This is a genomic window from Nostoc sp. FACHB-892, assembly GCF_014698795.1.
In the GTDB taxonomy this organism is placed as follows: Bacteria; Cyanobacteriota; Cyanobacteriia; order Cyanobacteriales; family Nostocaceae; genus Nostoc.
Genome location: NZ_JACJTR010000002.1, coordinates 274,613 through 293,000 on the forward strand (window position 1 = coordinate 274,613; position 18,388 = coordinate 293,000).

Consider the following 18,388-nt stretch of genomic DNA (forward strand, 5'->3'; position numbering starts at 1 on the left):
CTACTACCTATAAGGGTTTGGATTATCGGAGTGGCAGCAGTTCCGATTAATTTCTATCAAAGATTGAAACTTGCCATAGCTGCTATGTGATTTTCCGTAAACATGAGAAACTACCAAGATTTACTTGGGTTAAATACAAATTCAGGATAACCTTATAGCGTCAGCGTTTTTTTAACTTTATTGAATTGGATAAACCTGATGCCCCCTGATTTCTACTCTGTGTGCGGTGAGGCATTTTTCCCAACCTTCACGCGTACCAATGTCGCTTTTTTGGTTAAGCAGCCCTAATTCCTGTTCTTGTTGGGTGAGTTTAGCAAATTCTTCGTAGCGTGGGTAGTTGCTGGTAACAAATGTTTCCTTACGGTGCAAAATTGGCGGATTTGCTCTATTTTCGTAGTCTCGGTGAGTGACGAATAGGGTTTTTAAATCAATACCAATGCTAGCTTTTAAAGCCGGGTGGGGATCAATGTCGAATTCGGGGTAAAACAGATAGGAGATTTGCGGCTTATCAGTGTGATATTTGATCAATGTTGCTCCATCTACACGCCCAATGGTGCGGCTAGCGCAGCCTTCACAAATTCGCAGCAACGGATCAAGATCTGCTAATGCCGAAACATGGATGTAAATAGCACCGCGTGTATGTTTACCAATTTTGCTTTTTTCACACGCAGTTTTAATCACCCCAGGTTTACCTAAGCTGAAAAGCTTTTGGTCAGCTACTTGACAAGCTTCTTCATAGCTGCTGAAAAAGGCTTTAATATCGTGGCGCATTTCAGGGGCTAGTTTCTGCCATGCAGGACGTTTATCAAAGTGGGTGAGGGCGAGATAAACTTGGATGTCGAGAGAACGACGATAAGCGATCGCATCCCATTCAGCCTCATCAGTAGCTTGCAAAACTACACCGAAGGCACGGCGAAAGTTACCAAATTCGCTCAGTAATTCCTGTTCATTTTCCAATTCGCCTTTCACAGGTAGTCTACCGCGCTTGGTAAAAAAAGCCATGAGTGGTTGCAGCTGTTCTTGATAATCTTCAAACCGCTTTGTGGGGATGCGGACTCGCGGTGTAGAAGTGGTAGAAAAGAAGCGGATAGCTTTGTAACTTTCTTTTTCAGCTTCATCTCGAAAAACAAAATAAACGCCTAGTGCGATCGGTACTGCATCTACATTTAAGACTTCATCAATATAAGTTTTGAGTTCTTGTTGTTCGTAATATTTCTGAAAAGTATTGCGGCGCGTCACAATGCCATCATTGTAAGCAAGTTGGGTTTTGCTGGGAGCGTTAATCAGGATTTGAGCCGCGACAATTAAAACTTTCCCGGTGAGTTCCCAGGCTTGGATCAAGCTTTGACGGCGTTCCTCTGAGTCTTCAATGACGTTGAGGACATAACCCAGATTAACCACATCGGCGGGGGTGCGTGGTACATCGGGATAGTAATAAGGGTCCCAGCCTGCGCTGGTGTAGCCTAAGTTTTTTACTCGCTGGACATCGCCACCGTAGCCGCAACCGTAGTCAAAAAAAGTGGTGTCTTGATTGAGGATTGATCCTTCTATAGCCAATCGCACGGGGCGAGATATATCAGTGCGAGCGATCGCAGCTCTATGACGCTCAATTTCTAGCGCTTCAGGCATAATATTAGTTGTCAGTTAACGGTGAACAGTTAACAGTCAACTAATATCCTTTCAATTTTTAACCGCCAGTTCAATTAAATCTTCAATTTTCTTGATATTTGGATCGCCTGCTAAGTAACCAATACCGCGATGCAAATGTAAGCGGAATTGGGTGGCGAGGGTTTCTTTGTCGGTGGGATAGCCATCGTTGTGACAGCGTTGCTTAAGGGCGAGGAGGAGAATATCGGACATTTCGCCACCAAAGACACGCCAACTCATTTCGACGTTGCTATCTTGGGGAATTGGGACAGGGGACGGTGCAGTTGATTCAGCGAGGGAGCGGCAAAAGGCCCAACGGCATAGGATATTCCATTGGTCGATTTTGGTACTGCGCTTAAGTTTGGTAAGTTGGTCTTTAGCTGTTTGAGAGAGTTTTATTCTTTCAATGGGTGATTCCATTATCTTCCTAAAAATTGAGCTAGTTTTCATTCATAAACCCAAACAGTAGCGAACCGCAGTTTCAACTTCCAGCATTTTGGAGCTAGAAATCTTGCCAATATCTACTACCAAAAATATTGATTTTCTACTACTGTTGTTTGGCGAGTGGAAGAGTCGTATTTGAGCAGGTATTCGCGGGCGATCGCTTCATTTTCTCGCAGTGTTTCTACTTCTTTTTTGCCAATCTCAGTATCCGTAGATAACAAAATCACTTGGTGGCTAGCAGATGGAAAGTAACGTTCAACTAAGTTACTGCGGTGAGAGGAGTCTAGTCTACCTAGTGGCGTATCGATTGCTACTGGTAGGCGGTGTCCAGAGACTTTTGCTAAACCCCAGAGGAATGCGATCGCAAGTAGTTGTTTTTCGCCTGCTGATAAACGATGTTTAGGAACAGGTTTACCATTTAAATCGTAAAGCAAAAGGCTAAAAGTCTTAGTATCAATGGTAATGCGATGCACTAAGTCTGATTTATGGAGGAGATAAAGAAAGCAATTTTTAACTTCCTCCTCTAATTTGTTGAGTTTTCGCAGGGTTAACTTTTCACGAAAAATCTTGAGTGTGTTTTGAACTTTAGCCGCAGAGGTAATAATATGTTCGCTATTTTTATGTTTAATATTTTCTACAGTATAATCACTTAATTCTCGCTTTGACTTAGCAATAATAGTTTCTAATTCACCTAAACGGCGGCGGATTGTTTCGTAATTTGCTTTAGCTTCAACAACTTGATTTTGTGCCGCTTCTAATGCTTGACGCAGCTTTGTATAATCTTCTGGTGCTGCTGCTGTTTGCACTTGCCTTTCTAGAGTATGAATTTCTTCTTCTTTATTTTTGAGAATAGCTAATTTCTCTTTTGCAGAAAGTTTAGAATTTTGTAAGTGATATATAAGATTATCTAGCTGACTTAAGGTTTCATCATCGGCTAATAGCCAAGGTGCTTCTATCTGGATAGTCTTTGCATATAAACTATCTACATCTTGGATTAAAAATGATTGAATTTTTTCAACTTGTATCGGAGAAATTTCTACTTGATTTAGCCAAGCGAGTAAGCGCTGATCTCGTTCTATTAACAAATCTTTAGAAATTTGTATCTGTTGATGGCGAAATTCTTTTTCTCCCTGTGCTTGCGCCTGAGTAAGGAGATTGGGAATTAATGCCAGAGGTAAAACATCAGCTGCCAATTCACACATCGACTGACGTACTTGTTCGATTTCCGCAGTTTTTGTATTCTGTTGTAGTTCTAGTTGATTGCGTTCGGCTGCAATCTTCCCACCTTCAGAAATGAATTTATCAAAGGCTTCTTGCTGCTTTTGTTCTAACTCTTCTACCTGATCTTTGAGAATTTCTACTTTCTCTTCTGTTGTTTGATAATCTTCTTGCTGTTGGGTTAACCTAGTTTCAATTTCCTCTAGATTTGCTAAATCCTTACTATTACCAACTTCTTTAAGTTTACGGTTAACTAAAATATCTAAATCAACTGCTAAACGATCTGCTAATTCTAGCCCTAAAAGTCCGCGTATCGCGTCTACTACAACTGGTGGTGGTGTTTCCTGTTCTGCAAGTTCTTTAACCTGTTCACCATCAAAGAGAAATAAGTTAGAAATACCTAATGGCAAGAGATTCTCGATATACTCATCCCATATATTAACTAAAGCATCAGGCCAGGTATCACTGTCACCTAAAATACCTAATGTATCTTTACCGTCTTTAGGATTTTTTGTCCAACTACGGACAACACGGTATTTTATTGGTTTGTCGTTTTCAATATGTTCAAAAAGTAATTCAATCCGCGTGTCTGCAACTGGATCTATTTTGTTGTTAACACATTGATTGAGAAAATCACTATAACTCAAATTACCACGGGTAGAACATTGGGCACGAGCGCCATAAAGAGCGAGACGAATGGCATCCATCAGCGTAGTTTTTCCGCCGCCATTCATCCCACCTAATAAGATAATTGGGTGTGAGTTTTCCTCATCAATTTTTGGGCTAAGATTGATTACCTGTTTACCACTGTAGGGACCAAAGTTTTGTAGAACGAGTTCAAGAAATATCATGATTATTTTGAAGATTTAAGCCTAAAGCAAAGGTACTGAGATATACTTTGCATCTTGGCGCAAAATTATTATTAGTCTTTGGCTGGAAATTTGATATTTCCCCAAGTTTGCGGTTTTTCAGTCTCCTCTGTAGGGGAAGTTGCGGATACATTATTGTTTGAATTTACAAATAATTCATTTGTTGTATCTTTTGTTTCATTCACTACCTCAGCATCACCCAATGTCAACTGCTTAAACTTTTCCCTGAATTTTACAACATCACCCTGACTAATAGCTTCTCTTAAATCGCGTTTTAAATGAGCATTATCAATTGCATCTTTTTGTGAGCGTGAACTTGTATCAAAACATTTCTCTAAAGTGTTGTATATTCCCGTGCGACGAGTTTTTTTGCGATATTGGTGTTCTGTGTCTAATAGCTTTGCCATGAGTTCAAAGTGCATAGTATCGCCTTCACAAATTTCTTCTAGTACTGCCCATTCATCTACACCTAACAAGCTATAATCAGCACCAGGACGTGGGTCTGTGAACTCTTCACCAGTCACTTCTTGATAAATTCGGGGTAAGCTATCATCAAATTCATGTTTTTCTTCTAGCCAAATGCGGCGAATTTCGCTCATCTCTTCTAGAGTAATTAAGGTGATATCGCGCATATTTTCTGGCGCTGTACGACGGGTTTTTGTTTGCGCTTCTAATAATCGTCTTAACCAATGTTCACGCCAATATTTAGTATAAGGACCAGGTATTGGTTCAACAGATATTTCCCCATCTTTGTTACGCTCAAATAGTTGGACTTCACCCCAAATTCTTCTAAAGTCTCTCTTATCCCAATCCTCTTTAATATCTAATTCATTACGAATATCCAATAGAGGTTGCATCCATTCTTTGTCTTCATCATTCTGGATCATCGCTTCCATCGATTTATCCTGACTCACCAATGTGCAAACCCAACAACCAAATCGGGAATCACCACAACTAGGAGTAGAAGTATCAACAACTAGAGGACACTCATTATCTGCTGTTGCACCTCTATACAAAGTAAATAAGTCTTTGTTATTTCCTCCCCAAGGATTCTGCCACTGCATCAAGTAAAGCCATACTTCATCATTACGCCAGTCTTCAATAGGAGTATAAACGAGAGAATTAATCAAACTCGATCTAGGACTCAGGCGATCGCGCACCCGTCCTTTTTCGTGCTTTTCCATAACGGTCGCACGTTTGTTGCTTTCAGCCTTACGCATACCTAAAACGAGAATTACTTCACCATTATCTCGAACCATATTACGGATAAAGGTATTCGCAGGCTGTATTTTCAGCCGTTCAGTACACCACCGAAACCGCATACGCGGCGCAGGATAGCCTTTGCCAATTAAGTTTACCCAAAAGGTATCTTTGACTGCGGGATAAAGCAGATGAGTTTCAATTGGCATCCCTCTTTCTTTTGCAGCAGATGCAAGCTGGTGCATGGATGTACGAACCCAAGCAGAAACAATTGGATTTTCTACCTGAGTATCTGTCGTAATAACATGAATTGTTTTAGTTCTTTTTTCTGGAGGAAGAGCAGCGATCGCATTCCAAACGAGTTGCAATACTGCACTCGAATCTTTTCCCCAAGACACGCCTAAAACCCAAGGTACTTGGTCTAAACAATACAATTCTTGAATTTCGGTGGTGAGAGCTTGGATATAGTCCACTAACTCTGCTACAGTACGTGCTTGCTGACCTTTATTTTCTGGTTGTTGTGCTGTAGTCATTTCTCCCTACCTCTAGAAACACTGGTCTAATATCTGGACAAATAGAATTTGCAATAACACAGACAAAACCCACTTCCGTGGGTTGAAAAAAGTTTTTAAAAACTTTAAGACTGATATATACTTTTTTAGATAATTAAACTACATAATACTATTCTGTTTTTAAAATTTAACATGAAAGATAGTGTATCTGATCCCACTGCTGAGATCGCTAGAGAATACCTGGAACGGGAAAACAAGGAAAAACAGGTGCTAGCTTTACTCTTAGAGAAGTTTTTAGGGAGAAAAGATCAGATTCTCGTTCAAAAAACCGAAATGGGTGGTACTGAGGCTTATGTTAGCTCTGTTACCTTGGAATGGTTTGCAGGTCGGGTTCACTTCGCCTCTGGCTTACCTCTGTTTCAAAAAAAGTATAATCCAGAGACTGATAATGTCGAGATTGACGCAGATAGCATTGATGAAATTCAGCAGCGTCCCCTTGATTGGTCACGTCAAGCGCCACTAGTGCAGTATTTAGCGGCTCGACACAACCATAAGTTTCCGCCAGTGCTGGTAGTAATTAATCAACCGTGGGTGGATAATCCCAAAGCTCCTGAGTGGGATAGCGAAGGACGCGCCACAAAGTCTACTACTGATTTTATACCTTTAGATAAAGACGGTAAGGTAGGTCTGCTAAATATTTCTGAGGATGATGTAACCATTTATGCACTAGATGGTCAACACCGATTAATGGGGGTTCAAGGGTTGATGGAGTTAATCAAAACTCGTAAACTCCAGCGATATAAAAAAGATAAAGGTGCTGATGACAGTTTTATTACAGTCAATGATTTGATAGAAAAGTACCAGGTAGACCTTGCTTACTTGCAAAATTTACCCAAGGAAAAAATTGGTATTGAGTTCATTTGTGCAGTAGCAGCTGGGGAAACTCGCACCGAGGCGAGGCGGAGGGTGAGATCGATTTTTGTTCATGTCAACCTGATGGCTGCACCCTTGACTAAAGGTCAGCTAACGCAGTTGAATGAAGATGATGGTTTTGCGATCGTTGCTAGAAAAATTGCAGTTACACATCCACTATTAGAACAACGACAAGAGCGCAATCCTCGCGTTAATTGGAATAGTGCAACAGTCGCTTCCAATTCTACAGTTTTGACGACTTTGCAAGCTCTGCAAGATATGTCTGAGCGATATTTAGTTCATAAGTTTCCTCACTGGAAACCTTTAGAAAAAGGTCTAATTCCCATGCGTCCAGAGGATGAAGAAATTGAGCAGGGAATTGAGGAATTTAAAAAGCTATTTGATTCTTTGGCTAGTCTTTCTAGTTATAAGATTTTAGAACATGAGGATACACCAGCTTTGCGGCGCTTCAGCTTTGAGAAAGATGGAGGTGAAGGAAATATGCTTTTCCGTCCAGTTGCTCAAGTTGCATTAGCGCAAGCTTTGGGAATTTTGGTTTTTAAAAAAGGTTTTTCTCTGGCGGATATTTTTAAGAAATTGCGAAAGTTTGACCAGCAAGGTGGTTTTAGCGGTATGGAATATCCCCAATCTCTCTGGTATGGGGTTTTGTATGACCCAAATAAAAAGCGGGTGCAGGTTGCTGGACGAGATTTAGCCGCGAAGTTATTGGTTTACATTCTGGGTGGAATTCAGGAACAGATGGAACGTGCTGAACTTCGTAAGGCTTTGGCGGATGCTAGAACTGTGGAAGATAAAACTATAAGTTTTGATGGCGAGTTTGTTGACCCAAAGAGTGTTGGACTTCCGCCTTTTCTTTAAATCTGAAATTAATGGATACTAAGAACCTATAAAATTTTCCAAAACCGAGCTTTAAAAATAGAAATACTATTTATTCACGAACTTGCTTTGCAATTTTACTACTTACAAAACGATTTGAGCCTAAAGGATCGTGATCGGGACATATAACACGTAGGTTAGTTGGATTTATTGCACCTTCAGGATGTCTAGGAAATACAGTCAATTGCCCATTTTCTACAGCCTGATTACAGCCACCTTCATATTCACAGGATCTACGTACAGACAATAGTCGAACAATCCAAAAGGGGTGGGGAATACTCTGTTTTCCTAATTTTGGATGAATTAATGTACGTGGTTTAAGAGAGACATCATACAAAGATACTCGATTACTTTTATGAGAGTTACACCATCCACAAGCTAACCGGAGATTATCTTCTTCGTCACCGCCTTTTGAGAAGGGAACAGCGTGATCGACTTCAACACAAATATGACGTTCTTTCAGACCATGTAAGGTCATATAGTCAACGAACAGAGGAAGAGGAGCTTCATTATAGTTTGTATTACTTAAGAACTTATTTTCAGCCCACTTAGTAAATTTATATCCACAAATCCAACAACGTTGTTCAGGGCCGTAGATATCCCATAATAATTTCCTATCATATAGGCTAGGAGAAATACGTTTTCTAGTCTTTCTACGCTGGACTTCTTTATCTACCAATCTTGCAATATATGTTGAAATTTTATTTCTTTCTTCTTCAGTAATCCCAGAGAAAATAACAGGTACTCTTTTTTGAACTGCTGTAAATATGTGAGCATATCCCTGGTTATAATTAGTAAATAAACCTGGATCACAGATTGATTCGATAAACCACTGCGTCCAGAGTATATGGATATCAGCTCTCAACAAAGTTCCTCGACCGCTCATTACGAAGTCAGGAACTCTTTGATTGGCTATATTGCTTAAGCATTTAATATCCCAAAACTCTTCCAGTTTATCTGCTGTAGTGTCTAGAAAAGAACTAATTTCTGCAAATTCCATAGTTATATATAAAAATTTTAAGTACCAAGCGGATCGCGATATTGATTTGATCTTGGTAATCTCTGTGGGTCTTTTCTATACTCTACCCAAAGCTTTGACCATCTTTTTTTGATACCAGGAACATCTTTTTTAACTCCTTTTAGATTCCAGTCACGATTAAAGTAGTTAGGATCAACGCCTTTCAACCATTGATCCACAAGAGAGGGGATATCATTTGCACTATCAATGCCAATACCTCGATCGCCGAGAAACTGGAAGAAATCTGCCGCAAGAATAGTCAAAGATGTTTGATTAAAAATATTAGATCGGGTTGGAGAACCCCAGTAATGGTAAGCTTCATCGTTATTTTGTACTGCTAATTTATCACGTACTGAAGTCCAGAACAAAATAAATACATCTCTCCAACAACCATCAAGTCTATGCCAATAATCAAAAGCATTTTCACATTCTTCAATTTCCCAATTTTCGACAATTTTTGAATCAGGTAAGAACTCACGTCTCCATTTATCAGCATAATCAACACTTTCGTGGAAAAGTTTACCTCCTTTTAAATCACGGAAAATTTTTACTATAGATGAAAGTACATTCCATTTCAGCAGGTCTTTCCTATTATTATTAATTCCTCTGTCAACCAAATCATAAAATGGACTTCTTGGATATCTAGTAAGAAATGTTACTGCTCTTGATTCTTCAAGCTTAATACCAGCAGCTTCAAGTCTATCTGATACTCTAGTCAATTCTTCGTTAGAAAGACTAGTCGATATAATAGTTCCCAATAGAGAATTTTTTATGGGTGTTGCCTTTTGATTAACTACTACAAATTGAAAAACTTGCTCTGCTGGATCATTATTCATAAGGAGTGAAACTGGAAGTTTACGTGCTACATCAGCTTCTATCCTTCTTTGAGCTTCTTCTGGTTCCAATTGTTTATCTATAATCAATTTTTCTAGTGCATCTTTATATATATCTTGGTTAACTATTTCTTTCGCTGATCCAATTGCTGCTCGTAGTCTGTGTTGTCCATCAACAACTACTATAGGACGTAGAAAAGCAATCATTGCCTCTTTGGAATAGTCTAAAAATTTTTCACCATCAAAAGTATCTTTTATCTCTTCTAGTACAGAGATATAAGCTGCAATTTCTTGCCAAAAATCTAAAATATGAGACTCATCATTTAATGAAAGTCCTAAATTGCTATCATCATCTGTTTCCTCAAGAGTCTCTTCTTCATTTTCATCAAATGTCTCTTGATTATTACGATCAATTTGTATAATTTTTGCACGTTGTTTCAGTTCTCGTGTCATTTTTTCGGGAACTAGTTGATTGGCAAGATCAGGCACTCTCACTTCTAAATCTGCTTTTACTCTTTTAAGTAATTCCAGCAAACTCAATTTCTCTAATAACTCAGCATTGATGGTTAAAAATCCTTGCTGAATACTCTCACTATCATTACTAAGTGTTTCACTCGCTTCAAATTTAATAAGCGATTCATTAGGTTGACGCAACGCACACAGTAAAGGATTCTGAATTATATTTTTTTCATTCCGATAAAATTCACTTATTTCTTTAATACGTTTACTGTTTTCTTCTCTTTGGAAACCAGTAGTTTCCTTAGATTGTGACCCAATTTTCTTTTTCTGCGGTACTCCTGCCCAAAGATCAATCTCTATTGCAGAAGCTGCAAAAAGTACCAACCAATCACCAGAACTCGTTTGTTTTATACGAACGGCTTTATATTTAAAATTATGCATATCTTTTCCTAGTTATATAAAACGACTTAAGTCAAAATTTGTTTCTTCTTGTAGCGTTTCGTTGAATCTTTCAGCCATCAAAATTAAAAGCAGCCTTTCTGAATAATCTACTGCACCTCTTAACTCATTTTGTAATATTTCAAGCCCACCATTAGCATATTCTTCAAACATACGAAGGCGTTGATTTTCATATTTATCGTTTTCATAAGATAAAATAATAAGTTCTTTAGCTTCAACAATTGCTAGTAGCTTGATTACCAAATCGTATCCCTTAATTAAGAAATGTTCTTGTCCAATTGGTGATGGTTCTCTTTTAGAAATTTCCCCCAAAGCCACCCGCTTTTTATGCTTGACACCTAAAGCTGCTGCAAACACAATCACATCAGCATAGGTTTGAAAAGGCCCTGTTCCACCATCTGAAGACGTTAATGTTAAGTCCTTGACTAACTCAGCTTTATCTTTAGCAACCCTAATTCGGCCAGTTTCCGCCATTGTTTTAATATCTAACGTGTAGCTATCTTAACTGAAAGTCAAAAGCGATTGCCCACCTTAACGCATTATTTTATACTAGTATGTGAGCGATCGCCTAAACAAACAAATCATCCACTAACATAGTCCATCCTGGTACTGCGAGTTCAGCTTCAGCTACCTCATCACGGCGATAAACTTGCGGTTCTTCAGGATTATTAGCGCGATATACTCTAATAACTTCCTCTTTGAGTACATCTACATCCCAAACTACCAATGTACCAGCCACAAAATAATCACGGCGTTTATTAGCCATTTCTTCTTCAGCCTTATCACCGTAATCATTTTCGCTTCTTACCTCAGCAGCAAATACAGGCGCACCATTAAGAAACTTCCCGCCTGTAGGTTTGCCAGTATAAAACGCAGCATCAGGACTTAAAGAACGGCGGTTAGGAAGATTAATAATAAAACCGACATTATCAGGCAAAGCGTAACCACTTTTTTTCTCAACTTTAACTAAAAAACCTCCGCGCCTCTGCGTGAAAAAATCAACCGTCCGTTCTTACCGTCAAAACCTGCGGCGGCGTAGAATCTGGAGGATACAAAAAGTCCACTTGTACTTCTCGCTTACCACCCGCCAACATCTTCAGCGTCACCAACGGTTCACCCCTTTGTCCCCGACGTTGTACCAAATGTACATAGCGAGTCTTTTCCACACCATTATCATCGATGTAACGTACCCGCACCGTTCCTCGAAAGAATATTTGTTCTACACCTGGCTTTAAAAACAGCAGTCTATCTGTTCCCCCTTCATCTTTCACAGGAGTCTGGATTGATACAGTTACCGTCTGAGTTTGATTAGTAATATTTCTGAGGGGTAGAGTTAGATTATATTCAACACCATAGTTACTGTGAGCAAAGTACGCAGTATCAGGATAGCGTTTTAACATTGGTGCGCTTTGAATTTGCCCAGTGCTGAGAGTAATTAAATGTACAGTTCCCAAAGGATAAGAAAACGCCTTTCCTGGTTGGGGTATCGTTAATTCAGACACATTGGAATTATCCGTAAGCTGTGTCTGCCATTGCGTTCCTTGGGAGACACCAGCGACGCGACTAAATACTGTTGGTTCTCTGGGAGGGTCGAGAGGTGTTGGAATGGGGTCACGCTTTCCTGCTAAACTGCCTGTATTCAGAAGCTTTTGCCACTCAGCTAAAGTGGGTGGAATATTACTATTTTTGACTAAATTTGCTACATAAACTGGGCTACTACTTGCCAAGCGCATCATCGTAGTGCGACCGTTAGAAGCAGGAGCCTGTACGGGAATGGCTAAATTCGCTAGGATTTGAGTTCCTTTTGGTTCTATCACCAGCTTGTCAGGAAAAATCCCCTGCCTAATTCCCCGCAACACATCATTCATTGTGCGATCGCCTGGCCCAGAGTAAACTGTACCTTGGGGATTTTCTACCACATCAGGTAAAGCAATAAATGGTGCTTCTCTAGTGAGATAACTAGCTGCTTGTAAAACTTGCAGTGTCACAGGTTCATTCCCTGGATTATGTACGATTATCCCTTGGTAAACAGTGCGGCTTTGGGCTGGTGTTTCCGCCCTGACGATATGATGAGCAAATAAATCAAATCTGCCTTGAAAGGGATAATTTAAATGTGCTTCTTGTACTTGTTTCTCATCTGGGGGGAAAGTTGATAGTAAAATTCCTTCAGTTGTTACCAGTTCGGGACTATTGCTGTTAAAGGTGGGAATAGTATCGAGTTTTCCTGGTAGAGGGCGTACTTCTTGCGGATGTACTTCAACTCCGGCAATATATTGTGGGGGAACCGTGTAAATATTTAACGCCCGACATATCAAAGCTGCAACTTCGCCTCTAGTAGCGCTTTGCAGTGGTTTTAGCTGTTTGACATTGGGATAATTGACAACAATACTATTAATAGTCGCAGATGCGATCGCATTTTGGGCATAGTTAGGAATTTGTCCCGCATCGTTAAAATATTGTTGTAATATCTGCATCGGGTTGGATATAGGGCTGTAATTTTTCCCACCAGCTACAACACCAATGATTTGGGCGCGAGGAATTGGCTGGTTAGGCTGAAAAATCCCACCGGGATAACCAGAAAAAAACCCTTTTTGGTAAGCGGTAGAAATTGCTTTATTTGCCCAATAGTTACCGGGTACATCTTTAAATGACGTAGCAGTGCGTTTCACTGGTGAATCAGGAAAAGCATTGAGCATCAACACTGCTGCTTCAGCGCGTGTCACTGTTGCTTCTGGGCGAAAACTACCATCAGGGTAGCCTGTAATAAGTTTACGCTCTCCTAATTGCTGGACACAATTTTTTGCCCAATAGTTTTGGGTGTCAGAAAAGGCTAGGGCGTTAGAGGTTGATAGAGTTAAGAGTGAGACAGCAAATGCTGTAGTTTTTCGGAGAAGCATTGGTAAACTTTAGTATAAACTAAAGCCATTAAAGCATTTCACGGGGACTTGAGAAGTTAAAAGGACGGTTTGTAATCGCCCTGGTTCTAAGTTGACAAGCTGTAATTACCTATCTCGTTCAACTTCCATAATTTCCGTATACTCAAACTCGTTGGGACTTTGTTTCACCAAAGGATATTTTTCACCACCCAATTCAATATAATCCTGCTCACAATCAGGCTTGGAAGAATAATACGTAAGCACATATTCTCTCGCAATTCTTTCTGTCATTTCTGCTTCAACTTCACCCCGCCACTGAGTTTTAGTAACTAAAACTATCAATTGATTTGCTAATTGGGGAATTGTTTTTGCAATGTGTCGCCGCGAATTCTCATCCAAACTACCAAAGGGTGAATCCATCACAATTGGGAAAGTACTACTATCGGGAATCATCATCATTTTTCGTTTCTCGCTCCATTCCCTTACTTTGTCAATGATGCTGGCAATAAAGGATAAACTGAGAATTTGATTCTCCCCGGTAGAAGCTGCAACGGGTGCTTCTATGCCTGTAGTATTTTCGACTAATGTCAGTTCATATTTATCGCTAATTTTAGGAATATATGGAGTCACAGAAATCTCCATAAATATTTCTTGTACTCGCTTTTCTAGTTGCAAACGAAATTGTTGTTCTTGACGATTTCTAACTTCTGTTAACCGCTCGATTGCATCTTGAGTAGCGTTAATTCGTCGTTGTGCTAGAGTTTGCTTGTCTTCATTCAGCTTTTGCTTTGCAATTTGTTTATTTAAACCTTCAATCTCAGTTGTGAGTTGAGCAATTTGCTGCTGATTTGCACCTTGTTCTCGATTCAATTCATCAATTTTACTTTCAATTTCATCTAACCGTTTTTGCAAACTGCTAACTTCTTCATTAGCATCTTTTCGCAACCGTTCTTGAATATTATCTAAATCGCCTTCAATCTGAGATATGCTTTGCCTTAACTGATTAATCCTAGTTTGCTCTCTATCAACTTCTTCCCAAAATCCTACCGCTTGCTTATCAATTTCATCTACTTGAGCTATCATCCTAATTGCAGTTTCTTCCACCGCCGAGGAACCTGCTTTATTTAACCAAGTACTCACATGAGTATGAGAATGATTACCCTCGTGTAATTCTGCACCACAAATACAGCGCTGAGAATTTAGTAAATCATTCACAAATTCTCTTGAAATTCCTAATGTTAACTCACCGCGCTGCTTCAAATCATTGATAATTCCTCGAAACTGGGATGTAGTTTCCGACAATAAAACTGTATAACCTCGTGCGGAAATAACTTTTTTTAGCGCTTCCTTAGTTTTTTTATATTCTTCTTGATTCGCCGTCTTCTGCGATTCTAAATCTTGCCATCTTTCTTGCAATTCTTTAGCAGCGCTCAGTTCTCGCAAACGGTTACTTGTCTCTTTTTTAAAAGTTTGCTGATATTCTAATTCTTCTTTAATTTCAGTTTGTCGTTTCGTAATGCGTTCACGCTCTCGCTCTATCTTTTCTTGCTGTCGCAACAGTTGCTTAATTTCAGAATCACCAATTGCTTTCAACTCATTTTCTAGAGTTTTTTTAGCATCTCCCAAATGTCTGATGGAACGGTTGATTACTTCTACACCCAAGAAAATTTTTGTAGCTTCAGCAATTTCAGCTTTTTTATCAGAACGGACTATTTCTTCAATTCGTTCGCCGTCAAAGAAAAAATATTGATGTAAAGTAGCGGGTAAAATTTGATTAATTATATCGTCTGGTTGCTGAGTTGGAATATTCCATTTCCCATCATCTGCACCAACCCACATCGTTAATTGAGTTTTGCCAGCGTCAAAATCACCTTCGTTTTTATAACCCCGACAGGCGCGTTTAACTCGATAGCGTTTACCTTCATGTTCCCAGCCAATCTCTACCCAACATTCTACAGCATGGCCTTTTTGAGCTTCTGCGATCGCACGCTTATTAACTAACTGTTCTATCGATGCAAATGCTGCACTAAATTTATCATACAATACCCACGTAAAGGCATTTAGTAAACTGGTTTTACCAGAGCCATTATTGCCATGAATAATCGTCGTATTCTGAACATCTCCACCAGCCAGAAGCATCTCTGGTGTCGTACCATAAAAGGAGCGAAAGTTGCATAGCTTGATTGAAGTCAGCTTCATCGCACCTCTTCCTTAATAATGTCCAAAATATTATCATTTATATGGCTATTAATCTTCTTATCTAGCCTGCCTTTTTCCAGCTTCCATACCCGTTCAATAATTCGCCGTACCTCCGGCGGAGCGCTGTTTATTGGCTCCTGTACATCATCGATATTCGTATCTTGTGACATCTTCGGTTTGGAAATATAGATTTTTCATATTTTAACTTTGTCTAGTGCTGTATTTACCACCATAAAGCCACTGTTAGCATTATCTTTAATTTTGTAAAAACTATTTTTTTAAATTTATACTTTTCTTGGAAAAAAGACTTTATTATTAAATTATGTTTTGTTATTATTAATATTAACAATTTAGATCATAATGGGATGTAAGTGAAATTTTAAAAACTACTTACATCCCATTATGATCTAATTCATAATTTTATTATTTCATACTTAGTGCTTGTTTTTTCAAAACTTGAAAATTTTTACAAAAAAATACAACTATATAGTTCATCATCAAATATCTAATAAACCATAGCGCTTTTGTAAATCAAGTAACTTCATTCTTGCTTCCCCTGCATTATCAGCTAAATCGGCAAATTCTACAAAGCGACGCAACTCCTTTTTTAACAGATTGCGCTCAACTTCTATAGTTTCTCTATCTAAATCTGGTGGCAAAACAATCATGTCAAATATAGTGGCGCGTTCTTTACCAGGATGAGGACGTAAAACTCGCCCCCGTCGCTGAATAAATTGCCGAGGATTTCCAGAACTTGATAAAATCACCGCAGTTTGAATTGCTGGAATATCGACACCTTCATCTAAACAACGAATTGCGACTAAACCTTGCAATTCTCCGCTTTCAAATTGATGGCGCAAAATTTCTCGTTCTTGTAAAGTTGTTTGGGCTGTATAGGTGCTTACCTTGTATCCCAAATCCACTCCCAGAATTTTAGCAACAGCTTTAACTTGGCGTAGAGATGAACGTTGTCCTGCATCTTGGGAACCATCACTACAATAAAAAAGTGTGTGAGTAGTTTCGCGGCGAGTAATCATTAAATCCCGCAAGGCATTTAATTTATTTTCCGCCGCACCAATTAATCTTGCCCTTTGCATTAACAACGGCTTTAAATCTTCATTGTCTTCAAAACTTCCCGCTTGTCCATTTTCTCTATCTCGGTAAAGTAGCGATCGCCCAATTCTTTTAGTTAACTTTAAATAAGCAATACTTTCTGCTTCAGTTAATTCCACCAACACCGGATAATAGAGATAATGTACTAAAGCACCTTGAGCGATCGCGTCCCTCAAAGTAAACTCTGGCTGGAGAACTGGGCCAAAATAATCAAATAAAGATTGCGTACCAAAATCATCAAAATACCTCTCTGGTGTGGCAGATAAAGCCAGTCTCAACCCAACAGCGCGCGGCAAACTTTCTTCTAACTTGGGTGCGCCTAAATTATGCGCCTCGTCCCCAATAATTAAAGTTTTGGCGGGAAAATATTTGAGTTGAGACTGAAATCCATCTCCAATTAAAGTGGAGTTCGTAGTGATTACGGTGACAAACCGTTGAGAACCAGAACGTAGATTATAAATTTGCGTAGAAAGTTGACTTTGCCAAGTGCGTAAATTCTCAAAAGCTAAAATGGGTTGCAAATTAAACTTTTCACATTCTCTCGCCCATTGAGTAACGAGATGGCGATAGGGACACACCACCAACAGAACTTGTAAATTAATCTGTTGGTAGAGTTCACAAGCGATCGCTAATGCGGTAATCGTTTTACCACTACCAGTAGCCATTTTCAGCGTTCCTCTGCCATTGTTGGTAAACCAGCTAGCGATCGCTTGTCGCTGATATTGCCGCAATTGCAGAGACACAGGCATTCTTGGGCATCCTGGTAATGGTTGCGGAGTGTAATAACTGCCCTTACTTTCCTTTGCAAACGGTAATTTCAACCGGAAAGTGGGCAGTTGCTGCACTGAATTTTGCGTCAGGTACATATATTAAATACAAAGGTAGTCATGAACCCTAATTAATGGACATTGGCATTGGGGACTGGGTACTGGGCATTGGTTATTTCCCCCTCATCTCCCCCACTCCCCATTCCCTACTCCCCACTTACCATTACTCAGTTGTAACCGCGCCAAACACCAATGAGAGAACCTTGCACCTGCACTTGTTGAGCCATGACTTCAATGGGATTGTACTTAGGATTTGCTGGTTTGAGGGTAACGCGATCGCCTTGGCGATAAAAACGTTTTAATGTTGTACCAAATCCATCGACTCTGGCGGCAACGATAGTGCCATTTTTTAAATGATTTGGTTCTGCTACTGGACGCAGAAATACTACATCGCCATCAGTAATTAAATCTTCAATCATGCTATCGCCAGCTACCCGCAAAGCGTAAGTTTGGGGAGGTAACTCGAAATTAGAAAAGTCTAAATGATCTACAGCATCAGTAAACGGTTCTATTAAACCACCAGCAGCGATCGTGCCCAAAATTGGTACACCTTGCTTAACAGGATGTAAAATCCGGATCGTTCGTGCTTGTCCTTCAGTCCATTCTATATATCCTTTAGTACGTAAATGTTCCAAACGGCTTTGAATTGGTGCTGGTGACTTCAAGTTCATCGCTTGCATCATTTGCCGAATAGAAGGCGAATGCTGGTGCGATCGGATGTATTCTGCCAACCATTCGTAAAGTTCTTGTTGAGCTTCAGTCAGACGTTCCATAAATTTGTGGGAAGTAATTATAAATGTCTCTAGAACATTAGTACTATAAAAAACTCCCCATAACAAGAGAAAAATAAAAATTATGAAAGGCAAAAGCAAGAATATTATCTTTTCTTTTACCTATTTATTTTG

13 protein-coding genes and 1 pseudogene are annotated in these 18,388 nt (G+C 39.5%); 1 reads left to right on the forward strand and 13 read right to left on the reverse strand.

Features of this window, described 5'->3' with window-relative positions:
- Nucleotides 1-177 precede the first annotated feature (177 nt).
- The 4 genes from H6G96_RS03875 to dndC form a co-directional block, all read right to left on the reverse strand.
- Nucleotides 178-1,629: a DNA phosphorothioation-associated putative methyltransferase gene (locus H6G96_RS03875; protein WP_190910227.1), complete on the reverse strand. Its 1,452-nt coding sequence runs from the start codon at nucleotides 1,627-1,629 to the stop codon at nucleotides 178-180.
- Nucleotides 1,630-1,680: 51 nt separating this feature from the next.
- Nucleotides 1,681-2,067 carry a DNA sulfur modification protein DndE gene (gene dndE / locus H6G96_RS03880; protein ID WP_190910228.1) on the reverse strand — a complete coding sequence of 129 codons (387 nt, stop codon included), beginning with the start codon at nucleotides 2,065-2,067 and terminating at the stop codon, nucleotides 1,681-1,683.
- Nucleotides 2,068-2,171: 104 nt separating this feature from the next.
- Nucleotides 2,172-4,160: a DNA sulfur modification protein DndD gene (dndD, locus tag H6G96_RS03885; RefSeq protein WP_190910229.1), complete on the reverse strand. Its 1,989-nt coding sequence runs from the start codon at nucleotides 4,158-4,160 to the stop codon at nucleotides 2,172-2,174.
- A 71-nt stretch (nucleotides 4,161-4,231) separates the two neighbouring features.
- Nucleotides 4,232-5,911 (reverse strand): DNA phosphorothioation system sulfurtransferase DndC, encoded by a 1,680-nt coding sequence (gene dndC / locus H6G96_RS03890; protein ID WP_190910230.1) that lies wholly within the window; start codon nucleotides 5,909-5,911, stop codon nucleotides 4,232-4,234.
- Between the two features lie 171 nt (nucleotides 5,912-6,082).
- Between dndC and H6G96_RS03895 the strand changes: the two genes are divergently transcribed.
- Nucleotides 6,083-7,681 (forward strand): DGQHR domain-containing protein, encoded by a 1,599-nt coding sequence (locus H6G96_RS03895; RefSeq protein WP_190910231.1) that lies wholly within the window; start codon nucleotides 6,083-6,085, stop codon nucleotides 7,679-7,681.
- A gap of 70 nt (nucleotides 7,682-7,751) precedes the next feature.
- On the opposite strand, the gene H6G96_RS03900 is transcribed toward H6G96_RS03895, so the two are convergent.
- From H6G96_RS03900 to lexA, 9 genes and pseudogenes are all read right to left on the reverse strand, one after another.
- On the reverse strand, nucleotides 7,752-8,699 hold the full coding sequence (locus H6G96_RS03900) for an HNH endonuclease signature motif containing protein (protein ID WP_190910232.1): 948 nt from the start codon (nucleotides 8,697-8,699) through the stop codon (nucleotides 7,752-7,754).
- Nucleotides 8,700-8,716: 17 nt separating this feature from the next.
- Nucleotides 8,717-10,450: a hypothetical protein gene (locus H6G96_RS03905; protein WP_190910233.1), complete on the reverse strand. Its 1,734-nt coding sequence runs from the start codon at nucleotides 10,448-10,450 to the stop codon at nucleotides 8,717-8,719.
- A 12-nt stretch (nucleotides 10,451-10,462) separates the two neighbouring features.
- On the reverse strand, nucleotides 10,463-10,942 hold the full coding sequence (locus H6G96_RS03910) for a DNA phosphorothioation-associated protein 4 (RefSeq protein WP_190910234.1): 480 nt from the start codon (nucleotides 10,940-10,942) through the stop codon (nucleotides 10,463-10,465).
- 94 nt (nucleotides 10,943-11,036) lie between these two features.
- Nucleotides 11,037-11,411 (reverse strand): annotated as a pseudogene (locus tag H6G96_RS03915) (Uma2 family endonuclease); the annotation flags it as partial.
- A gap of 55 nt (nucleotides 11,412-11,466) precedes the next feature.
- Nucleotides 11,467-13,365: a DUF3370 family protein gene (locus tag H6G96_RS03920; RefSeq protein ID WP_190910236.1), complete on the reverse strand. Its 1,899-nt coding sequence runs from the start codon at nucleotides 13,363-13,365 to the stop codon at nucleotides 11,467-11,469.
- 105 nt (nucleotides 13,366-13,470) lie between these two features.
- Nucleotides 13,471-15,543 (reverse strand): AAA family ATPase, encoded by a 2,073-nt coding sequence (locus H6G96_RS03925; RefSeq protein ID WP_190910237.1) that lies wholly within the window; start codon nucleotides 15,541-15,543, stop codon nucleotides 13,471-13,473.
- On the reverse strand, nucleotides 15,540-15,713 hold the full coding sequence (locus tag H6G96_RS03930) for a hypothetical protein (RefSeq protein WP_190910238.1): 174 nt from the start codon (nucleotides 15,711-15,713) through the stop codon (nucleotides 15,540-15,542). The genes H6G96_RS03925 and H6G96_RS03930 overlap by 4 nt, the downstream gene beginning before the upstream one ends.
- A 327-nt stretch (nucleotides 15,714-16,040) precedes the next feature.
- Nucleotides 16,041-17,522 (reverse strand): DNA phosphorothioation system restriction enzyme, encoded by a 1,482-nt coding sequence (locus H6G96_RS03935; RefSeq protein WP_190910239.1) that lies wholly within the window; start codon nucleotides 17,520-17,522, stop codon nucleotides 16,041-16,043.
- A 128-nt stretch (nucleotides 17,523-17,650) separates the two neighbouring features.
- Nucleotides 17,651-18,256, reverse strand: coding sequence for a transcriptional repressor LexA (lexA, locus tag H6G96_RS03940; protein WP_190910240.1), 606 nt, complete (start codon nucleotides 18,254-18,256; stop codon nucleotides 17,651-17,653).
- Nucleotides 18,257-18,388: the final 132 nt, after the last annotated feature.

Bases quoted from the DNA above. Each gene is read 5' to 3' on its own strand.
- H6G96_RS03875 (WP_190910227.1), bottom strand. From the start codon at position 1,629: ATGCCTGAAGCGCTAGAAATTGAGCGTCATAGAGCTGCGATCGCTCGC.
- dndE (WP_190910228.1), bottom strand. From the start codon at position 2,067: ATGGAATCACCCATTGAAAGAATAAAACTCTCTCAAACAGCTAAAGAC.
- dndD (WP_190910229.1), bottom strand. From the start codon at position 4,160: ATGATATTTCTTGAACTCGTTCTACAAAACTTTGGTCCCTACAGTGGT.
- dndC (WP_190910230.1), bottom strand. From the start codon at position 5,911: ATGACTACAGCACAACAACCAGAAAATAAAGGTCAGCAAGCACGTACT.
- H6G96_RS03895 (WP_190910231.1), top strand. From the start codon at position 6,083: ATGAAAGATAGTGTATCTGATCCCACTGCTGAGATCGCTAGAGAATAC.
- H6G96_RS03900 (WP_190910232.1), bottom strand. From the start codon at position 8,699: ATGGAATTTGCAGAAATTAGTTCTTTTCTAGACACTACAGCAGATAAA.
- H6G96_RS03905 (WP_190910233.1), bottom strand. From the start codon at position 10,450: ATGCATAATTTTAAATATAAAGCCGTTCGTATAAAACAAACGAGTTCT.
- H6G96_RS03910 (WP_190910234.1), bottom strand. From the start codon at position 10,942: ATGGCGGAAACTGGCCGAATTAGGGTTGCTAAAGATAAAGCTGAGTTA.
- H6G96_RS03920 (WP_190910236.1), bottom strand. From the start codon at position 13,365: ATGCTTCTCCGAAAAACTACAGCATTTGCTGTCTCACTCTTAACTCTA.
- H6G96_RS03925 (WP_190910237.1), bottom strand. From the start codon at position 15,543: ATGAAGCTGACTTCAATCAAGCTATGCAACTTTCGCTCCTTTTATGGT.
- H6G96_RS03930 (WP_190910238.1), bottom strand. From the start codon at position 15,713: ATGTCACAAGATACGAATATCGATGATGTACAGGAGCCAATAAACAGC.
- H6G96_RS03935 (WP_190910239.1), bottom strand. From the start codon at position 17,522: ATGTACCTGACGCAAAATTCAGTGCAGCAACTGCCCACTTTCCGGTTG.
- lexA (WP_190910240.1), bottom strand. From the start codon at position 18,256: ATGGAACGTCTGACTGAAGCTCAACAAGAACTTTACGAATGGTTGGCA.